Below are 18928 nucleotides of genomic sequence, written 5' to 3' on the forward strand. Positions count from 1 at the left end.
CCGAAAACAAATACGCGGATTTTGTAAAATCCATTGAGAAAGCATTTCCCGGCCAGTTGGATTTCCGCGTCGCAGAAACGCCGGTATTTGTGCCCAAAGAGTTGAAAGACAAAATCAATCAGGCATCCGACGAGATTATCGCGACATTGCTTTCACCTGACTTTAAAGCAAAAACAGACAGAGCTGTTCCTGCCGGGCAATCGGTGCCAGGAGAGAATGCACACACTTCCTTTCTGGCGATAGACTATGCTATTTGTAAAGATGAACGCGGCGAGTTAACACCTCAACTTATTGAATTACAAGGCTTTCCTTCGATTTTTGGCTATCAGGCATTTTTGTCCGAATCATTCAAAAATTATTTTACCATACCCGACGACTTCCATTATGCTTTTGGAACTGATAGCTATGACGGCTATGCAGCAAAGCTAAAATCGCTGATCCTGGCCGGTGAAGATCCTGAGCAGGTTATTTTGCTTGAAATTTTCCCTGAAAAGCAAAAAACAAGAGTTGATTTTGCTGTTACCGAGCAAATGCTGGGCATTAAGGCGGTATGCTACACCAAGCTGATCAAAGAAGAGAAAAAGCTTTATTACGAAAAGGAAGGTCGTAAAATTCAGGTGAAACGCATTTATAACCGGCTTATTTTTGATGATTTGCTCAATTATCCCGATCTGGAAACCAGCTATCATTTTACCGATGCGGTAGATGTAACCTGGGTCGGGCATCCCAACTGGTTTTTCAGGATCAGTAAGTTCTCGATGCCATTTCTAAAAAACCGTTTTATTCCTGAGGCGCAGTTTGTCAGCGATTATCAGGGTCAGTTTCCGGCTGATCTTGAAAATTATGTTCTAAAACCGCTATTTTCTTTCGCAGGTTCTGGTGTGCAACTGCACATTACCGAAGTGGATCTGACCTCATTAAAAGATCCCGAGAATTATATTCTTCAAAAGAAAGTGAAGTACGAACCAGTTATCCAGGCGCCGGACGGTTTGGTTAAATGTGAGATCAGGATGATGTACGGTTGGGATGATGATGCCCCCAAACCCGAATTACTGATCAGTTTAAGCAGATTAAGCCGTGGAGAGATGATTGGTGTTCGCTATAATAAAGATTTCACCTGGGTTGGTGGCAGCGCTAGTTTTTTTGAATAAAATATTGAGTATAGTACAAATACAAAATAACAATTAGTATTATACTTTAAAAAAGTATTAAACATTTAGAATGTACATTACCCATCGTCAACATTTTTTTGATCATTTAGCACAAACATCCGACTACCCGCTCGCACTCGAAATTGAACGCGCCGAGGGTGTTTTTATGTACAGCTCGGAAGGCAAGTCCTATATGGATTTGATATCGGGAATTGCAGTTAGCAATGTAGGTCACAGGCATCCCAAAGTGCTCGCGGCCATTCACGAGCAGCTAGACAAGCACATGCACCTACTCGTATACGGGGAATATGTGCAGGGAACGCAGGTAAGGCTCGCCCGCGCATTGACGGAAACGTTAGATCTTGAATCTGAAAACCCCTCGCCCTTTGGCTTAATAGACAATATTTATTTTACCAATTCAGGAACTGAGGCGGTGGAGGGAGCTATGAAATTGGCCAAGCGTTATACTGGTCGCACCGAGTTCATCTCCTGTTTTAATGCCTACCATGGCGCCACACAAGGTGCATTGAGCCTTGCCGGGGCAGAGTTTTTCAAGCGAAACTTCCGTCCGCTGCTACCGGGTATCAAGCAAATCAAACACGGGTATTTGCCTGATATTGAGAAAATTACCGATAATACCGCTGCGGTTATCATTGAAGTAATCGGCGGTGAATCAGGCGTGCGGGTTCCTTCCCTCGCTTATTTTGCTGCACTTCGAAAAAGATGTACAGAGGTTGGAGCATTGCTGATTCTGGATGAAATTCAGACTGGTTTTGGCCGTACCGGCAGTTTCTGGGCATTCGAACAGTTTGGTATCTATCCTGATATTTTGCTGAGCGCCAAAGGAATGGGTGGCGGAATGCCGATTGGTGCTTTTATGGCGTCGCACAAGATCATGGGTGTGTTGAAAAGTAATCCTATTTTGGGCCATATCACCACATTTGGAGGCCATCCGGTAAGTTGTGCGTCGTCTTTGGCTGCTTTGCAGGTTACATTGGAAGAAAATCTGGCAACAGGCGCTAATGCAAAAGGTGACTTGTTCAAATCGTTGCTAATACATCCTGACATTAAAGAGGTGCGAGGCAAAGGGTTGATGCTAGCTGCTGAAATGGAATCATTCGAAAAATTGAAAGACACCATTGACAAATGCATTGAAAAGGGTGCGGTCACTGACTGGTTCCTGTTTTGTGACAACGCCATGCGAATTGCGCCTCCGCTTATCATTACCGAAGACCAGATCCGCGAAGCCTGCGCGGTCATTCTGGACGTTTTAAATTCCTGACCTGAACAATCAAATCTTTATGCAATACTCGATCGAAAACCAACACCTTAAAATCACTGTAAAACAAACCGGCGCTGAACTCTGCCGGATCCAATCCACCGTTACCGGCAAGGACTTTATGTGGAACGCAGATCCCAGTGTATGGTCAAGTTACGCGCCAGTGCTGTTTCCTGTTATTGGAGCCATCAAAAATGGTTTTGTCAAATACAATGGTCAGGAATATGCCGTTCCCCGTCATGGTATTGTCCGTAATAACTCGAATGTTGTGTTGGTCAGCCAATCCACTGACAGTCTGACATTTGGATTGACATTCAGTGAAGAAACGCTGGCTATCTATCCTTTCAAATTTGAGTTTCAGATTACCTATCAACTGGAAGACAATAAGGTTGTGGTCAGTCACCAGGTTGTCAACCACGGCTCGGACGAAATGCTTTTTTCACTCGGAGCTCATCCGGCGTTCAAATGTCCGCTACATGATGATGAAGTTTACGAAGACTACTATCTTGAATTCGAAGCCGTTGAAAATGATGCTACCTGGCTTTTGGAAAAGGACGGCCTGGTAGGAAAGCAAACAAAACCGGTTCTTGAACACACAAATGTGCTGCATTTAAATGCGCATTTGTTCGACAACGATGCGCTGATATTCAAGCATTTAATATCAAAACAAGTTAGTCTTCGCAGTACGAAATCCGGGCAGGTAATTACGGTCCATTACGAAGACTTTCCGTATTTAGGAATCTGGGCCAAGCCGAATGCCCATTTTATTTGCATTGAACCCTGGCTGGGCATCGCAGACAGTGCCGACTCGGATCAGAATTTTGAGACCAAAGAAGGGATTTTGAAACTAGAAGCTGGCAAGACGTTTGAAGCAGCGTTTACAATTGAAATCAATGAGTAACAAGTTGGTTTAAAACAAAATAGGCTCCCGAATGGGAGCCTATTTCAGATCTTGCAATCGATTCAACTTAAACAGTCGCTTCGATCTGAGCATTTAATTTATCTTCCAAAGTTGTTTTTGGCACTACACCTACAACTTTATCAACCAATTGTCCTCCTTTAAAAATCATCAATGTCGGGATACTACGGATGCCGAATTTAGCAGGTATCGCTGAGTTCATATCCACGTCCATTTTACCAATAACTGCTTTTCCATCGTACTCACCAGCCAATTGCTCCACTACCGGTCCGATCATTTTACAAGGGCCACACCACTCTGCCCAAAAATCTACAAGTACTGGTTTATCGCCCTGGATAAGTTCTTCGAAGGTGCTATCGGTAATTTCAATTGCTTTTCCCATGTCAAAAAAGTGTCTATGTTTTTTTATAAATCTGATGTAATAATGCTTATTAGTACCTAAAAGTTCCGTGCCAATTTATTTAAAAACTTAGTTTAAAAAGAACTTTACACCATGAAAACCACTCAACACTTTGAAGAGTTCATTAGACGGAGAAACCCTGTAACCTCGCGATAACATTTCAACCTCCAATCGGGTTTCAGGATCAATAACTGTCATATTTACTGCGCAAGATCCGGGATGATCACTAAACGTATCGTTCAGTAAATGAATGAATTGCGCGTCGATCTGATCCAATGTCAGGTTGATTTTGATCTTCCTGCACATTTTCTCTCTGATTTCAGTTAAAAGCTGGATCTGTGATATTTTAAATTCAAATTGATCCTCCTGTTTCCACCGATTTTGCACCTTGCCTTTGATATATAAAAACTGCCCAATTTGCAGATAGTTTTTGAAACGGATATAGTCCTCGCCACCAAGCAACATTTCCATCGATCCACGGTAATCTTCCAGTTTGAAAATCATAAAAAGACTTCCATTTCGGGACATTCTTTCCTGCGCACTAGTCACAATTCCACCTACGCTGATTTCCTTTCCAAAAAATTTCGGGGACCGCTCTCCTTCCCCGATTTCCATTACCTTATCTAGTGTTCCGTTGCAGAAATTATCGAGTTCTACCCGGAATGTATCCAATGGATGGCCGGAAATATAAAAGCCTACTACTTCCTGTTCGTAACGAAGCTTTGCAAGATCGTCCCAGGGAACAATATCAGCCGCTTTGGGTTTCGCAATTTCTGCGCCACCGCCAGAATGGCTGAACAAATCTACCACGCCGCCGCCCTGAGCTTTGTTAGCATATCTGATCAATTTCTCAATAAAGGTAAGGTTGTCGCCACTATCAGTCGCGAAGTATTGCGCACGGTGATATTCTGGAAAACAGTCAAATCCGCCAGCGTAGGCAAGACTTTCAATGGTCTTTTTATTCACTGTCCGCAAATTAACGCGGGTCATAAAGTCAAAAATGTCGGTAAACGGTCCGTTCTGGTTACGTTCTTCGATAATCGCTTCCACAGCAGCGTCACCGCTTCCTTTTACCCCTGCCAGTCCGAAACGGATCTCCTGCTTTTTGTTTGCATTGAATTGCCTGTCCGATTCATTGACATCAGGCCCGAGTACTTTAAGGCCCTGATTTTTACACTCTTCCATGAAGAACGTAATCTTTTCAATGTTGCCCAGCGAGCTCGTCAATACGGCCGACATATACTCGGCGGTATAGTGCGCCTTTAGATACGCGGTTTGGTACGCCACAAATGCGTAACACGTGGAGTGTGACTTGTTAAATGCATAGGACGCAAATGCTTCCCAGTCGGTCCAGATCTTTTCAAGCTTTTTGGCATCCAGTCCTTTTTCTGTACCGCCTTTCATGAAATCGCCCTTCATTTTGTTCAGGGTTTCAATCTGCTTTTTACCCATTGCTTTCCGCAGGGTATCGGCCTGGCCTTTGGTAAAACCGCCCAGTTTTTGGGACAAAAGCATTACCTGCTCTTGATAAACTGTAATTCCGTATGTATCAGCAAGATACTCTTCCAGCTCCGGCAAGTCATAAGTAATTTCCTCGTGACCGTTCTTCCGACGGATAAAATTGGGGATATAAGCAATGGGACCGGGACGGTATAAGGCATTCATGGCAATTAAATGCTCAAAACGGTCGGGGATCAGGTCGCGCATGTGCTTTTTCATCCCGTCTGATTCGAACTGGAAAATCGCATTGGTTTCACCCCTTTGGAACAGTTCAAAAACTTTCGGATCATCCAACGGAATATCGTCAATTACAATGTCGATATTATGATTTTGCTTGATCAATCGCAAAGCTTCTTTAATGATAGTCAGGTTTCGAAGACCCAAAAAGTCCATTTTGATTACCCCGGCATCCTCAATGATCTTTCCCTGATACTGGGTGATCAGAAAATCGGAGTCTTTGGAAGTACTTACCGGAATGATTTCGGTTAAGTCGCTGGGCGCAATAATGATCCCGGCGGCGTGAATTCCCGTATTCCTGACTGTCCCCTCCAATCGCCTGGCTTCTTGTAATACTCTCGCTTGCAAGTCATTACCTTGGGCGATTACCCGCATTTTCTTGACATTGTCCAGTTCCTCCGGAGCTATCCCTTCTTTTTTCATCAAACTCCCCTCACCTTCCAGCGGCGCTGTAAAGATCCGGTTGAGGGTCATATTATAAGTTGGCTTATCCGGAACCAGTTTAGCCAATGCATTGGCATCGATCAGTGGCAGGTCCATTACTCTGGCCACATCTTTAATGGCCGATTTAGCGGCCATAGTACCATAAGTTACGATCTGGGCGACCTGATTGTAACCATATTTTTTAACTACATAGTCAATTACTTTTTGCCGGCCTTCATCATCAAAGTCCGTATCAATATCAGGGAGTGAGATACGGTCAGGGTTCAGGAAACGCTCAAAAAGCAGGTCGTACTTGATTGGGTCAATGTTGGTAATACCAGTACAGTACGCCACCACGGACCCTGCCGCCGACCCACGACCGGGACCGATAAACACACCCATTTTACGACCCGCATCAATAAAGTCAGCCACAATCAGGAAGTACCCGGGAAAACCCATGTTCCTGATCGTACTCAGCTCGAAATTCAGCCGGTCTTCTATTTCTGCGGTGATCGTGCCGTACTTGAATTTTGCACCCACAAAAGTGATATGTTTCAGGTACTCCCATTGATTCAAAACATCTGCCGTTAATTCCTTTTTTCCGACCATTTCAGACAACGTATGTGTCTTGAATTCGTCGGGTATCGGGAAATTGGGCAGGAGAATGTCCTTTCGTAGATCCAGCGTTTTTATTTTATCAACAATCTCGTTGGTATTGTCAATGGACTCAGGCAGATCATTGAAGAGCGACAGCATTTCGCTGGTTTTCTTGAAATAAAACTGGTCATTGAAAAACGCAAACCGCGAGCCTTTTGGAATCCCTTTATCATCATCAAAATCCTTGGCCGATGGAGTACTTTGTTTATCACCAGTGTTGATACAGAGCAAAATGTCGTGCGCATTCCAGTCTTCCTGATCGACGTAGTGGGAGTCATTGGATGCAATGATCTTGACATTATATTTTCTTGCAAATTTCACAAGAACCTCATTAACAATGTATTGATCGCGGATTTCGTGGCGCTGCAATTCCACGTAAAAATCTTCGCCGAATAAATCAAGCCACCATTTAAACTCTTTCTCGGCTGCCGCTTCGCCTTGCCTTAAAATAGTCTTAGGAATAACCGCTCCGATACAGCATGTAGTCGCTATCAATCCCTTATGATACTTAACGATCAGTTCCTTATCTATTCGTGGGTATTTACCATACATTCCCTCAATAAAACCCAGGGAGCACATTTTGATCAGGTTTTTGTACCCAATCTCATCCTTTGCCAGCAGCAGTTGGTGAAAACGAACGTCCTTTTTGTCTTTGGTAAACTGACGGATATGCCTGTCTTCGACTACATAAAACTCGCAGCCAACAATCGGTTTGATTCCTTGCTTATTTCCCTCAGCTACAAATTCAAAAACCCCGAACATATTGCCATGATCAGTGATCGCCACTGCCGGCATATTATCCTCCTTGGCTTTTTTGAATAGTTTTTTGATGTCCGCTGCGCCGTCCAGAAGTGAAAATTGGGTGTGGCAGTGTAAGTGAGAAAATTGCATGTGATCGATGTTGTGATTTAAAATAGCAGACTTCGGGAAGCGTCAATTAATGCTCGGCAGGCTGTTCGTACAATACATAATTCATATAATCTGTAAAAGGTTTAAGCAGAGCGGCACCTTTTACAACCATATCTCCGAAGTCCTTGGAAGACACTTCCTTATCTGTGTAGCGATGCACAAAAAAAAGTTGCTTCCTTTTCAGCAGCCCAATCTCCGGATGATCTTTGGGATAACCTTTAGGAGTTGTTTTTAAAGAATCGCCGTGAATTTCCGGAAACCAGGCCTTGAATTCCTTCTCTTCAATGATGTGTTTCAACTCATCCGCATTGTAATCTATTTCCTGACGAAAGCGGGCCAGTTGCTCAGAGGTCGTTTCCCACATACCTCCTCCCAGAAAGGTTTGATCTCCCGGCTGTATCTGCAGATAGTAATCAATTTTTCCCGAGCTCTTGCCGCCCGGACCTATTCCTGCTGCGAGATTATTCTTGTAGGGCGCTTTATTTTTCGAAAACCGGATATCCCTGTTAATACGAAGCAAGCACTCTTTGACCTGCAAATTTCCCAGATCCTGAAACTTGCCTACCTCGGTGATCAGATAGCCCACCAGTTTTTCCATATCGGCTTTGGCGGCATCATAAAGTTTTCTATTTTCCTGAAACCATTCTCTGTTATTATTTTCGGCTAATAGGCTGAGAAAGTGAAGTGTTTTGGATTCCATCTTAGTTTTGTGATGCTATAAAATTCAAATTTACTACGATTTGTACTTCAATTTAACGAATTTTGGCAATTAGATATCGGAAAATCTCTTAAAAACTGATAACCATGAGAAAGCTGTGAACCGTCCATCTTTGTCCAAAGAAGATAAGAAGAAAACCGCAGTTGCTGTTCTAAACAAAGAACGAGAGCGGTTAAAAGCGGAGTCGGAAAAACAAAGGCTGATCGACTCCCTCACTCGGGCTTTGAATGAAGTGAAGCCAATGGAAGAAGGTAAGTTGCCTAAACCTGACATTAACGATTTGTTCAAAGATTAATAGCACTGCCCAATGATTGAAATCACTTACACACATGAATTTTTAATAGAATACAAAAGGCTAGCAAAAAAATATCCATCACTGGAGACAGAAATTAAAGCACTCATCAGAACCCTGTCGGCAAATCCTACGGTTGGAACCCCACTAGGGTCTCAGCTTTTTAAAATTCGATGGCAAGGGAAAGGGCAAAAGTGGAGGAGTTAGAGTAATTACCTATTTTAAGCTATTTGACAACAAGCTATATCTGTTGGACATTTATGATAAGTCCGAAAGAGAAACGATTTCCCTTAAAGAACTTCGTTCACTAATTGAATCAATAAAATAGTACAAGTAATAACATATAAATGGCCAGAATCCTAACAGGCATTCAAAGTAGCGGGAGACCTCATTTGGGTAATATCCTCGGAGCAATCCAACCTGCGATTGAACTTTCAAAAAATCCACAGAACGAGTCTTTTTTCTTCATCGCAGACCTCCATTCCCTTACCACCCTCAAAAATGGGAAAGAGCGGGAAGAATTTGTAAGGGCCATTGCAGCAACCTGGCTGGCATTTGGTTTTGACTATAAGAAAAATGTCTTCTGGCGTCAATCCCGGGTATTTGAACATACTGAGCTGGCCTGGTACCTGAACTGCTTCACCCCATTTCCGATGCTGGCCAATGCTACATCATTTAAAGAAAAAGCGGAAAAATTGTCGGATGTAAATGCCGGACTATTCACCTATCCCGTGTTGCAAGCGGCTGATATTCTGCTGTATAACGCCAATATCATTCCCGTTGGAAAAGACCAGAAACAGCATCTTGAAATGACCAAGGACATCGCGAGCCGCTTCAACGTGTTGGCTGGTGATGAAATTCTGGTACTACCGGAACCGCAGATAGACGAACGGATCATGACAATCCCTGGTTTGGATGGCTTAAAAATGAGCAAGTCCTACCACAATTACATCGATATTTTCCTGCCGGAAAATGAGTTAAAAAAAGTCACCAAGAAGATTGTTTCAGATTCCACCCCACTCGAAGAACCGAAGGATCCCGAGACGGATATTACATTCAAATTGTACAGCCTTGTTGCGTCAGAAACAGACGTTGAGACCATGCGTCAGAAGTACCTGGCTGGTGGCTATGGTTACGGGCATGCCAAGCAAGCTTTGTTTGAATGTTTCATGGAGAAATTCGCTGAACCCAGACGTATCTTTAACTACTACATGGAAAACAGTGAGGAGCTCGAATCCATCCTGGTAGAAGGAGAAACAAAGGCAAGAGAGATCGCGCAAGACACCATTAGCAAAGTCCGTAAAGTGCTAGGTTTCAGCTCATGACCGAAACTGTCCATACATTGATGCATTCCGACCAGGAGCTATTCTTATGGCTCAATGGCATGCACACGCCCTGGCTCGACTCGATCATGTATTGGATTACCTACAAATATACCTGGATACCTATGTACCTGGTGCTGATGGCCATGTCGCTGCGTGACGACCGAAAAAAGGGTATCATGGAAATTCTGACCGTCCTGATTGCCGTGCTCATCGCCGACAAGATCACTTCCGGCCTGATGAAACCCTATTTTATCAGGTTTCGACCCTGTCATGATCCGGGTATACAAGGACTGGTCCACACAGTTTCAGGCTGTGGGGGACTTTATGGATTCGCATCCTCTCACGCCTCTACCAGTTTTGCAGTAGCTATCACCTGGTTTTGCTTATTAAAGAACAGAGTACCATATATAGGCTTGATATTCGCCTGGTCAGCATTGTATTCTTACAGCCGGGTGTATGTCGGAGTCCATTATCCCGCCGATATTGTCATTGGTGCGTTGATCGGAATACTGGTCGGATGGCTCTGTGTGCAACTTTATTATTCTTTTTTAAAAAGATATTATCTTAATTAAGTGATTTTATTTAATTTTGCGCAAATTTTAGTTTGCCCATGGGTTCATTTAATACAGTAAAAATATTTTCGGGAAGTCAGTCCGAATATTTGGCCAAAGACATCGCCAGGTATTATGGCAAAGAGCTGGGTGGGTATACATTGAGGAAATTTAGCGACGGAGAATTATCCCCAAGCTTTGAAGAATCAATCAGAGGATGTGATGTTTTTTTAATCCAATCCACATTTCCCCCGGCAGACAACTTACTGGAATTGCTTTTAATGGTTGATGCCGCCCGTCGTGCTTCTGCTCATTATGTAACCGTGGTAATACCTTATTTTGGGTATGCAAGGCAGGACAGGAAAGACAAGCCAAGGGTTGCTATCGCGGCAAAAGTGGTTGCTAACCTGCTTACATCGGTTGGTGTGGATCGTTTGATGACGATTGATCTGCACGCCGGACAGATACAGGGCTTTTTTGATTTACCTGTGGACCACCTGGAAGGAACGTCTATCTTCGTTCCCTACATTAAGTCGCTGAACCTGAAAAACCTGCTCATCGCTTCTCCTGATATGGGTGGCGCGGCACGGGCACGGAATTTTGCTAAGTTTCTGAATGTGGATATGATCCTCTGCGATAAGCACAGAAAAAGAGCCAATGAAATTGCCAGTATGCAGGTGATCGGAGATGTAGAAGGAATGGATGTAGTGCTTGTGGATGACTTAATTGATACCGGCGGTACACTTTGTAAAGCGGCAGAACTGATCCTTGGAAAAGGCGCAAGTTCGGTGAGGGCGATCAGTACCCATGCTATTATGTCGGGTAAGGCGCACGAAAACATTGCAAATTCTGTTCTTGAGGAGTTAATTATAACGGATACGATTCCCTTGAAGCAACAGAATGAAAAAATCCGCGTATTGTCAGTTGCAGAAATATTTGCGAAGGCGATAGGCAGGATCAGAGATCATGAATCTATTAGTTCATTATTTATAAATCATCAGTAAATTTTTTATTTTTTTAACTTTCTTAATAATATTCTTATGAAAAAGCATGAGATTGTAGGGTTTAAAAGAGCGAATCTCGGCAAGACGGAGTCCCAAGAATTACGTTCTCAGGGTTATGTTCCGTCTGTGCTGTATGGTGGAAATGAGCAAGTACATTTTTATGCACCGGCTATGTTGTTCCGCGAGTTGCTTTTCACACCGGATATTTTTAACGTTACGCTTAATATCGAAGGTACATTATATAATGCCATCCTTCAGGAAAAACAATTTCACCCGGTAAACGATTCTTTGATCCACGCGGATTTTCTTCAAATCATTGAAGGCAAAGAAATTAAGGTTGACGTACCCGTAAAATTGACTGGTACTTCAAGCGGAGTAATGAAAGGTGGTAAAATGAATCAAAAATTGCGTAAATTGCGCGTACAAGGTTTGGCCGATAATATTCCAGACTATGTAGATGTTGACATTACTGAACTAGATTTAGGAAAATCTGTGAAGGTTGGTGCAGTAAAAGCTGAAAATTTTGTTATATTGACAGCCGCAAGCAACCCGATCGCTTCAGTTGAGATCCCACGTGCACTGAGAGGTACACTTGGTAAATAAGTATTTTATTTTTCATGGCTAATAGATGCAAACGTGCCGACCTTTGGTCGGCATATTTGTTTACAGCCAGTTTGAAATTTGTTCTACCAGTACCTGATTGATCCGAACGTAGCTTTCATGCGTCCAGCCACCAATATGCGGCGTGAGCACGACTTGATCAGAGGTGCGCAGATAATCGAAGGAGGCCTGTTGCGAGGGCGTCAACTTGGTTATTTTTTCGTTTTCCAAAACATCCAGGCAAGCACCCAGTATTTTGCCCGACTGTAATCCCGCCACTACGGCTTCCAGCTTCACAATTTCACCCCGGGATAAATTGACCAAATAGAACGGTTTGGAAAACTGCTCAATAAACTTTTCATCGATCCAGTACCGGCTAGTCTCCGTTAGCGGAATGTGCAAGCTCAGAATGTCCGCCTCCGCCATAATCTGCTCCACTGATGACTCCTGTGCAAATTCGTTGCCATAACGATCACGGTACTTGTCATACGCAAGGACCCTACAGCCAAAACCACTCAACCGTTTTGCGGTCGCAGTTCCATTATTTCCATAGCCAATAATACCGACCGTTTTATTCATCAGCTCTACACCGCGGTTTCCTTCCCGATCCCACACACCATGACGAACTTCCCGATCAGCTTTCAGAATGTTATTAAAAAGCCCCAGTAACATTCCTAATGCATGCTCAGCGACGGAATCCCTGTTACCGGTACCGGCATGGAAAACTTCAATGTTGAGCCCTCTGGCCACATCCAGGTCAATCAGGTCCAGACCCGCACCTGCACGGGCAATAAATTTCAGTTTTTTAGCGTCTGTCAGCATTTCCCTGTCAACAAAGGTTTTGCTGCGGATAATGAGCCCATCATAGTCAGGCAAAGCGGTTTTAATATCTTCGCGACGATACTGAGGATGATACGCATATTCCCAGCCTTTTTCCTCCAACATATTGAAAAGAGAGGAATGCATAGAGTCTGCTATCAGGATTTTCATAGGAGCACAGGATTTTTTGTAACTTGCCGGTCTAACCGTTTGGCAAAAGTAATATAGAATTACTCAGAAGAACAGATTCAATAGCATTTTACTACATGAGCGACCAACACAGCGATAAACCCATCATAGGCATCACAATTGGAGATTATAACGGCATCGGCCCAGAAGTAATCCTTAAAGCATTAGAAGGAAATCAGTTAGCAAAATTATGCACACCGATCATTTATGGATCTTTAAGGGTACTGAATCAATACCGTAATATTTTCGAAATGAAAGACTGGGCACTGCACAGCATTCAGAAAGCGGAGCAGGCCAATCCCAAACTAACCAATGTCATTACTTGCTGGCATGACCACCAGACGGAGGCGCAACCGGGCAAGATCACCGCGGAGGCTGGCCAGGGTTCTTTGGCATCTTTAAAAAGAGCCGTAGAAGACCTGAAAGAGGGCCGAATACAGGCATTGGTGACGGGACCGATCAACAAAGACAACATTCAGAGTGAGGAATTCCAATTTCCCGGACACACCGAATTTCTGGCCCAGGCATTTGACAAAGAAGAAGCCCTCATGTTCATGGTAGCGGGCGACCTTCGGGTGGGCGTCCTGACCGGGCACATTCCCCTTGAAAATGTCAGATCACAGATCACTGCGGAAAAACTGACGTCCAAGATTGATCAAATCCTGCAATCATTGAAAGGCGATTTTGGCATCAAAAAACCAAGACTTGCCATATTGGGACTGAACCCTCATGCCGGTGAAAATGGTTTGCTAGGTAATGAAGAAATTGAGATCATTCAGCCTGTCATCATGTCTTTTAAAGAAAAAGGACACTTAGTAGTAGGGCCATTTCCAGCCGACGGCTTTTTCGCGGCTGGTACTTATCGTCAATATGATGCCGTGTTGGCAATGTATCACGATCAGGGTCTTATTCCTTTCAAAACACTGGCATTTAACGAAGGCGTGAATTTCACAGCAGGCTTATCAGCTGTGCGTACTTCGCCGGACCATGGAACTGCCTATAATATTGCCGGTAAAAATCTGGCGGAGCCCGGCTCCTTACTGCAAGCCATTTACCTTGCATGCGACGTTTCCAGATTCCGTATTTTCAATAGCGATGCGGAGAAAAATGCTTTGGTTTCCAAGCCTCAGGCTTCTGAAAGCCAACATCCGGCCAAATCAGGCGGAAAGCAGCGTTTTAATTAGTTCGACGATCGACCGCCGACCCATGTTAATGTTCAAAAAGTAGATAAATCAGTACCGAACAAGGAATTAAAAGACATCCTCATGTTAAAATCAATGACCGGATACGGTGTATCCAACATCGAATCCGATTCAATCAACGTCACCGTTGAAATCAAAACCCTGAATTCTAAGTTTCTAGACATTTATTGCCGCATACCGCGTAATTTTTCCGAAAGAGAAATAGAGATACGTAATTTGATTACGCAGTCTCTGGAACGTGGAAAAGTGGAATTCACCCTCACGGTTCAGCCTATCGGCAAGACTGTCGCTTCCACTTCTGTCAACAGGGCATTGGTGAATGCTTACTATACCGATCTTTCCGGCACAGCAAATGATCTGGGGTTCGCGCCGGACGCAACGGAATTGTTCCGAATTGCCCTGCAAATGCCGAATGCATACAACAATGAAACTGTTGATGATTCTGGCAAAGAAAATGACTGGACTCAGATTAAGGTGGCAGTGCTGGAAGCAATCCGGAAGTGTACTGTTTTCAGGGAGCAGGAGGGTAAAATGACTTCTGACAAATTCTCCGATTACATTAACATTATTCAGAATCTGCTGGATAGTGTTTCTGAGCAGGATAAGCTTCGGATACCATCGGTACGCGAAAGACTCGAAAAGCAGGTTCGCGAACTGTTGTCCGATGATAACTTTGACCCCAACCGCTTCGAACAGGAATTAATTTACTATGTCGAAAAATTTGATATTTCAGAGGAAAAAATCCGTCTGGCCAATCACCTCACCTACTTCCTGGAAACCATGAAGGCGCCCGAAAGTAATGGTAAGAAGCTGAATTTTATCGCACAGGAAATCGGCAGAGAGATCAATACCATTGGCTCCAAAGCGAATGACGTAACCATTCAACATCTGGTGGTTCAGATGAAGGATGAATTGGAAAAGATCAAGGAACAAACCATGAACATTATCTAACCGGATGTCCGGAAACAAGCTCTCGCTTTCTTTCTTTCAATCTGATGATACTCGCACCCTGGCGCGCAAACTGCTGGGGTGCGAACTCGTTCACGATAGTCCCGATGGCATCACCAGCGGGATTATTGTTGAAACGGAGGCATACCTGCAAGACGACCCCGCCTGTCACGCTTTTAACAGAAGAACCACCAGGACCGAGCCGATGTATGGTCCCGCCGGCACTAGTTATGTGTACCTAATCTACGGCATGTACCAATGCTTCAATGTAGTTAGCAACAGAGAAGGGATTGGCGAAGCGGTCCTCGTCCGTGCTTTACAGCCCACCTCAGGAACCGATCTCATGGCGCTCCGCCGTGGTTTGATCTACCGAAAACACGAAGTAACTACGTTTTCAAAACCAGTTGGTCTGAAAGAACTTTGTCGGGGTCCGGGAAAGCTGGCCAAGGCAATGGGAATAGACCGCGCCATTCACAATAATATTTTGCTGACCGGCGACACTTTATATATGAACGAACCCGTTCTCTCAGATTTTGAGACGGTTATCTCCCCCCGGGTCGGGATCAACGTCGGTGTTGACCTCCCCTACCGATACTACATTAAAAACAATCCTTTCGTGAGTAAACCCTGGTGACAATCGACTTCAAAAAATTCAATTCAATCCAGTAATATCCTATATGATTTACAATTCATTCTTTATCTTTGAGTTGCAAAACCCCTAATCTTGACGTACAATATGAAATCCTTCCACTCTTTCCGGTTCGCTTGGAAACCTAACCGACATGGCATTGAGTAAAATATGACCTACTCTCCTCAACTGATTTTCCTCTCGTTACTAGTTATTTTTCTGACCGGCAGCCAATGCTCATCACCGGGCAAGAATGAAACTGCTGCTGAAAAAGCCGCAAAAGTCCTGAATTTTATTCCTCAGGATGATTTTGCGGAAGACACTGTCCTGATTTTAAAATACCATAAACTGGCATCTACTTACCTGTTTCAGGACGCAGAGAAATCCATGTTCTATTCCAAACATGTGTTGCGACTATCTCAAAAACATCAATGGAACAAAGGTAAGGTGCTTGCTTACAACCTGTTAAGCACATACTATCTTCTGGACGGCAGCTATGACGTTTTGCGGGAGTTGTCCAATGAAACAATGACACTCGCACACGAGCTCGGTCTACCAATGTATACGGCACACGCCAAAAGATTTCTTGGAGAAAGTTATTCCGAATACCGCCAGTGGGACTCAGCTCGCATCAACTATGAGCAGGCTATTGTGATTTTTACCCAACTCGGAGCCGATAGCTCCCGGGCGCTGGGTATCGAAAACCTCGGTAACTCTTACCGTGAGAAAGCCATGTACAAAGATGCCATGAGATATTATGATCAGTCTTACAAGATGTTTGATAAAATGAATTCAGATTGGGGAAGGGCCACTGTACTCCAAAGTAAGGGATATATGAACGTTCGTCAGGACAATCATGTAGAAGCTGAAAAATACTTTAAAAAGAGTTTAGCATTGTTTGAAAAAATTAACAACCGTTATGGCCAGGTCAACTGCCTGAACGACCTGAGCAATACATACTATTACCAAAAACAATATGATAAGTCGATAGAATTTGGCCTGAAGGCCCTTGAATATTCTAAAATTTATCATTCCACCCAGCAAACCAACTGGGCCCTGGTGACGCTGTCGCGGTCTTACAAAGCCAAAAACATGCTTGCCGTAGCGCTGGATTATAGCCAGAAGGTAAATCACACGCGCAGGATGATCCATGACGAGTCGGTGAAACGGCAATATACCATGTACCAACTCATGTATGATAACGAGGTGATGGATTCCGAAATCCAGCAAAAGATCATTTCCGAGCAGCGGGCGGCGCAGCAATTCCTGATCGGATTTTCCTGTCTGATCATTGCTTTCACCATATTCCTGTGGTTTAATAATAAAAAATTAAGACGGAAAAATGCGGAGATACAGGAAGCGCTTATTCAAGGACAAACCATTGAAAGGAAGCGTGTTGCAGCCGAATTACACGATCATTTAGGCGGAACATTGGCTTCGTTGAACTGGTACCTTTATGGAATTGATAAAAAAATACTTTCCGAGGAAGAGAAGAAAATTTACGACAGCGTTCACCAGATGGTCGGCTCGGCCTATCGGGAGGTACGCAGTCTGTCACATAACCTGATGCCCGCCGAACTGGAAGAGCACGGACTAACCACTGCACTTGACAGGCTGATCGGGAAGCTGAACGAAAACAAGAACATTGAGTTCACTTTTAACATTTCCGGCCTCAGCAAGCGGCTCAATAACAAAATCGAGTTTGAACTTTACAGCATTGTACTCGAATTGACCAACAACATTATTAAGCATTCCGGCGCTAATAAGGCAATTATTGACCTGACGGAAAACCTAAAAAACATTACAATGGTTGTTAGTGATAACGGCACGGGAATGATTGAACCATCCCGCCAGGGCGTGGGTCTTAAAAATGTCAAAAACAGGGTCGAAAGCCTGAAAGGCAAAATTCAGATTCATACCGAGGAGCTGAGTGGAACGAAAGTGGAAATTGAAATACCAAAGGTCATCATACGATGAAAATACAGGAGTTTATAACAGCATTTGAGACGAGCCAGCAGGAAAATACTTTTAACAAGCTTTCACTAGGCAACTACAAGGGAAGCGAGGAAAATCTCAAAAATATCTATATCAAAAAAACGCTGATCCGTCACGAAGAAAAGTTCAGCTTTACTTATCGCTACAAGACCAGGGACATTGTTAAGAACTATTCTCCGGATGAAACAAAAGACTTGCTACAAAAATGGATTGGCAGCGATTTTCATGTGGCGACACTTCTGACCAGTGCATTTGAGCTGCAATTTGAAATTTTGAAAAACGGGAAGCAGACATTGAAAAAGAAGCTTTCCGAAATGGCAGAAGCTCCTTCATTAGAACATGACAGAGCCAAAAGCCGCCTGATTTCCGCCCAGGACAAACCTTATCTGCAACAACTTAACATTACCGATCAACAAGGTAATGTCTTCAAAAATGCGCAGGACAAGTACAAACAGATCAATCATTACATTGAGCTTCTGAGTAGTCTGATCAAAGAAATCCCAACGGATGGCCAGATTAAAGTAGCGGATATGGGCTCGGGTAAGGGTTATCTCACATTTGCCTTGTACGATTACCTCCATAACGTGCTGGGGTTAAAGGCCAGTGTGACCGGCGTGGAATTCCGTCCTGACCTCGTGCAACTTTGCAACCGGATCGCGAGCGAAACCGGTTTCCAGAATTTGACATTCACGGAAGGAACTATTGAAGCCTTCGACAGTGTCGGCACCAATGTGCTGATCGCGCTGCATGCTTGTGATACGGCCACCGACGATGCTATTTACAAAGGCATAACCGCAGGTTCCGACCTGATCGTGGTCGCGCCCTGTTGCCATAAACAGATCCGTCGGCAGATCGAGCAACACAAAGCTGAAAATGATGTCCGTTTTTTAACCAAATACGGCATCTTTTTGGAACGACAAGCTGAAATGGTGACCGATGGGATCAGAGCGATGATACTGGAATACTATGGCTATAAAACCAAGGTTTTTGAATTCATTTCAGATGCACATACTCCAAAAAACGTCATGGTAGTTGGTATTAAAGACCGCCGTAACCAACCCGACCAAGCTGCCATTCTGAAAAAAATCAAGGATGCAAAAGCCTACTTTGGCATTGAATATCATCACCTGGAAAGAATGGCGGGATTATAGATCAACTGACTTTTATTCCCTGGATCGCCTT

The 18928-nt window shown here is 43.8% G+C and carries 17 protein-coding genes; 13 read left to right on the plus strand and 4 right to left on the minus strand.

What is annotated here, in order from left to right; translation table 11 throughout:
- From ABIO93_RS21685 to ABIO93_RS21695, 3 genes are all read left to right on the plus strand, one after another.
- Nucleotides 1-1151, plus strand: a 1151-nt coding sequence (locus tag ABIO93_RS21685; RefSeq protein ID WP_348071540.1) for a hypothetical protein, incomplete at its 5' end; no start/stop codon positions are given.
- Between the two features lie 70 nt (nucleotides 1152-1221).
- Entirely contained in the window at nucleotides 1222-2433 is a 1212-nt protein-coding gene (locus ABIO93_RS21690; RefSeq protein ID WP_348071542.1) for an aminotransferase class III-fold pyridoxal phosphate-dependent enzyme, read from the plus strand.
- A gap of 19 nt (nucleotides 2434-2452) precedes the next feature.
- Nucleotides 2453-3331: an aldose 1-epimerase family protein gene (locus tag ABIO93_RS21695; RefSeq protein ID WP_348071544.1), complete on the plus strand. Its 879-nt coding sequence runs from the start codon at nucleotides 2453-2455 to the stop codon at nucleotides 3329-3331.
- Between the two features lie 67 nt (nucleotides 3332-3398).
- Here ABIO93_RS21695 and trxA read toward each other — a convergent pair whose 3' ends face one another.
- From trxA to ABIO93_RS21710, 3 genes are all read right to left on the minus strand, one after another.
- Nucleotides 3399-3731 (minus strand): thioredoxin, encoded by a 333-nt coding sequence (gene trxA, locus ABIO93_RS21700; protein WP_348071545.1) that lies wholly within the window; start codon nucleotides 3729-3731, stop codon nucleotides 3399-3401.
- 87 nt (nucleotides 3732-3818) lie between these two features.
- A complete protein-coding gene (gene dnaE / locus ABIO93_RS21705; protein WP_348071547.1) occupies nucleotides 3819-7457 on the minus strand; it encodes a DNA polymerase III subunit alpha in 3639 nt (1212 codons plus the stop codon).
- A 46-nt stretch (nucleotides 7458-7503) separates the two neighbouring features.
- Complete coding sequence (locus ABIO93_RS21710) at nucleotides 7504-8175, minus strand: DUF2461 domain-containing protein (RefSeq protein ID WP_348071549.1); 672 nt, start codon at nucleotides 8173-8175, stop codon at nucleotides 7504-7506.
- Nucleotides 8176-8290: 115 nt separating this feature from the next.
- On the opposite strand from ABIO93_RS21710, the gene ABIO93_RS21715 reads away from it, so the two are divergent.
- The 5 genes from ABIO93_RS21715 (at nucleotide 8291) to ABIO93_RS21735 (ending at nucleotide 11968) form a co-directional block, all read left to right on the plus strand.
- Nucleotides 8291-8488, plus strand: coding sequence for a hypothetical protein (locus tag ABIO93_RS21715; RefSeq protein WP_348071551.1), 198 nt, complete (start codon nucleotides 8291-8293; stop codon nucleotides 8486-8488).
- Between the two features lie 344 nt (nucleotides 8489-8832).
- Nucleotides 8833-9810, plus strand: a complete 978-nt coding sequence (gene trpS / locus ABIO93_RS21720) for a tryptophan--tRNA ligase (RefSeq protein WP_348071553.1) — start codon at nucleotides 8833-8835, stop codon at nucleotides 9808-9810.
- Nucleotides 9807-10382 (plus strand): phosphatase PAP2 family protein, encoded by a 576-nt coding sequence (locus ABIO93_RS21725; RefSeq protein WP_348071555.1) that lies wholly within the window; start codon nucleotides 9807-9809, stop codon nucleotides 10380-10382. The genes trpS and ABIO93_RS21725 overlap by 4 nt, the downstream gene beginning before the upstream one ends.
- Before the next feature lie 38 nt (nucleotides 10383-10420).
- A complete protein-coding gene (locus ABIO93_RS21730) occupies nucleotides 10421-11365 on the plus strand; it encodes a ribose-phosphate pyrophosphokinase (RefSeq protein ID WP_244819004.1) in 945 nt (314 codons plus the stop codon).
- Nucleotides 11366-11401: 36 nt separating this feature from the next.
- The gene (locus tag ABIO93_RS21735) at nucleotides 11402-11968 is read left to right on the plus strand and encodes a 50S ribosomal protein L25/general stress protein Ctc (protein WP_348071557.1); all 567 of its coding nucleotides are present in this window, start codon (nucleotides 11402-11404) and stop codon (nucleotides 11966-11968) included.
- Between the two features lie 60 nt (nucleotides 11969-12028).
- On the opposite strand, the gene ABIO93_RS21740 is transcribed toward ABIO93_RS21735, so the two are convergent.
- Nucleotides 12029-12955, minus strand: a complete 927-nt coding sequence (locus ABIO93_RS21740; RefSeq protein WP_348071559.1) for a 2-hydroxyacid dehydrogenase — start codon at nucleotides 12953-12955, stop codon at nucleotides 12029-12031.
- A 95-nt stretch (nucleotides 12956-13050) separates the two neighbouring features.
- Here ABIO93_RS21740 and pdxA point away from each other — a divergent pair, with 95 nt between their 5' ends.
- From pdxA to ABIO93_RS21765, 5 genes are all read left to right on the plus strand, one after another.
- Complete coding sequence (gene pdxA, locus ABIO93_RS21745; protein ID WP_348071561.1) at nucleotides 13051-14157, plus strand: 4-hydroxythreonine-4-phosphate dehydrogenase PdxA; 1107 nt, start codon at nucleotides 13051-13053, stop codon at nucleotides 14155-14157.
- 81 nt (nucleotides 14158-14238) lie between these two features.
- The gene (locus ABIO93_RS21750) at nucleotides 14239-15126 is read left to right on the plus strand and encodes a YicC/YloC family endoribonuclease (RefSeq protein ID WP_348071563.1); all 888 of its coding nucleotides are present in this window, start codon (nucleotides 14239-14241) and stop codon (nucleotides 15124-15126) included.
- 4 nt (nucleotides 15127-15130) lie between these two features.
- On the plus strand, nucleotides 15131-15757 hold the full coding sequence (locus tag ABIO93_RS21755; protein WP_348071565.1) for a DNA-3-methyladenine glycosylase: 627 nt from the start codon (nucleotides 15131-15133) through the stop codon (nucleotides 15755-15757).
- A 165-nt stretch (nucleotides 15758-15922) separates the two neighbouring features.
- The gene (locus tag ABIO93_RS21760; protein WP_348071567.1) at nucleotides 15923-17728 is read left to right on the plus strand and encodes a sensor histidine kinase; all 1806 of its coding nucleotides are present in this window, start codon (nucleotides 15923-15925) and stop codon (nucleotides 17726-17728) included.
- A complete protein-coding gene (locus tag ABIO93_RS21765) occupies nucleotides 17725-18897 on the plus strand; it encodes an SAM-dependent methyltransferase (RefSeq protein WP_348071569.1) in 1173 nt (390 codons plus the stop codon). The genes ABIO93_RS21760 and ABIO93_RS21765 overlap by 4 nt, the downstream gene beginning before the upstream one ends.
- The last annotated feature ends 31 nt before the right edge of the window (nucleotides 18898-18928 follow it).

The organism is Dyadobacter sp., from assembly GCF_039919315.1.
In the GTDB taxonomy this organism is placed as follows: domain Bacteria; phylum Bacteroidota; class Bacteroidia; order Cytophagales; family Spirosomataceae; genus Dyadobacter.

Coding starts and splice junctions, on each gene's coding strand:
- ABIO93_RS21690 (WP_348071542.1), top strand. CDS start 1,222: ATGTACATTACCCATCGTCAACATTTTTTTGATCATTTAGCACAAACA.
- ABIO93_RS21695 (WP_348071544.1), top strand. CDS start 2,453: ATGCAATACTCGATCGAAAACCAACACCTTAAAATCACTGTAAAACAA.
- trxA (WP_348071545.1), bottom strand. CDS start 3,731: ATGGGAAAAGCAATTGAAATTACCGATAGCACCTTCGAAGAACTTATC.
- dnaE (WP_348071547.1), bottom strand. CDS start 7,457: ATGCAATTTTCTCACTTACACTGCCACACCCAATTTTCACTTCTGGAC.
- ABIO93_RS21710 (WP_348071549.1), bottom strand. CDS start 8,175: ATGGAATCCAAAACACTTCACTTTCTCAGCCTATTAGCCGAAAATAAT.
- trpS (WP_348071553.1), top strand. CDS start 8,833: ATGGCCAGAATCCTAACAGGCATTCAAAGTAGCGGGAGACCTCATTTG.
- ABIO93_RS21725 (WP_348071555.1), top strand. CDS start 9,807: ATGACCGAAACTGTCCATACATTGATGCATTCCGACCAGGAGCTATTC.
- ABIO93_RS21730 (WP_244819004.1), top strand. CDS start 10,421: ATGGGTTCATTTAATACAGTAAAAATATTTTCGGGAAGTCAGTCCGAA.
- ABIO93_RS21735 (WP_348071557.1), top strand. CDS start 11,402: ATGAAAAAGCATGAGATTGTAGGGTTTAAAAGAGCGAATCTCGGCAAG.
- ABIO93_RS21740 (WP_348071559.1), bottom strand. CDS start 12,955: ATGAAAATCCTGATAGCAGACTCTATGCATTCCTCTCTTTTCAATATG.
- pdxA (WP_348071561.1), top strand. CDS start 13,051: ATGAGCGACCAACACAGCGATAAACCCATCATAGGCATCACAATTGGA.
- ABIO93_RS21750 (WP_348071563.1), top strand. CDS start 14,239: ATGTTAAAATCAATGACCGGATACGGTGTATCCAACATCGAATCCGAT.
- ABIO93_RS21755 (WP_348071565.1), top strand. CDS start 15,131: ATGTCCGGAAACAAGCTCTCGCTTTCTTTCTTTCAATCTGATGATACT.
- ABIO93_RS21760 (WP_348071567.1), top strand. CDS start 15,923: ATGACCTACTCTCCTCAACTGATTTTCCTCTCGTTACTAGTTATTTTT.
- ABIO93_RS21765 (WP_348071569.1), top strand. CDS start 17,725: ATGAAAATACAGGAGTTTATAACAGCATTTGAGACGAGCCAGCAGGAA.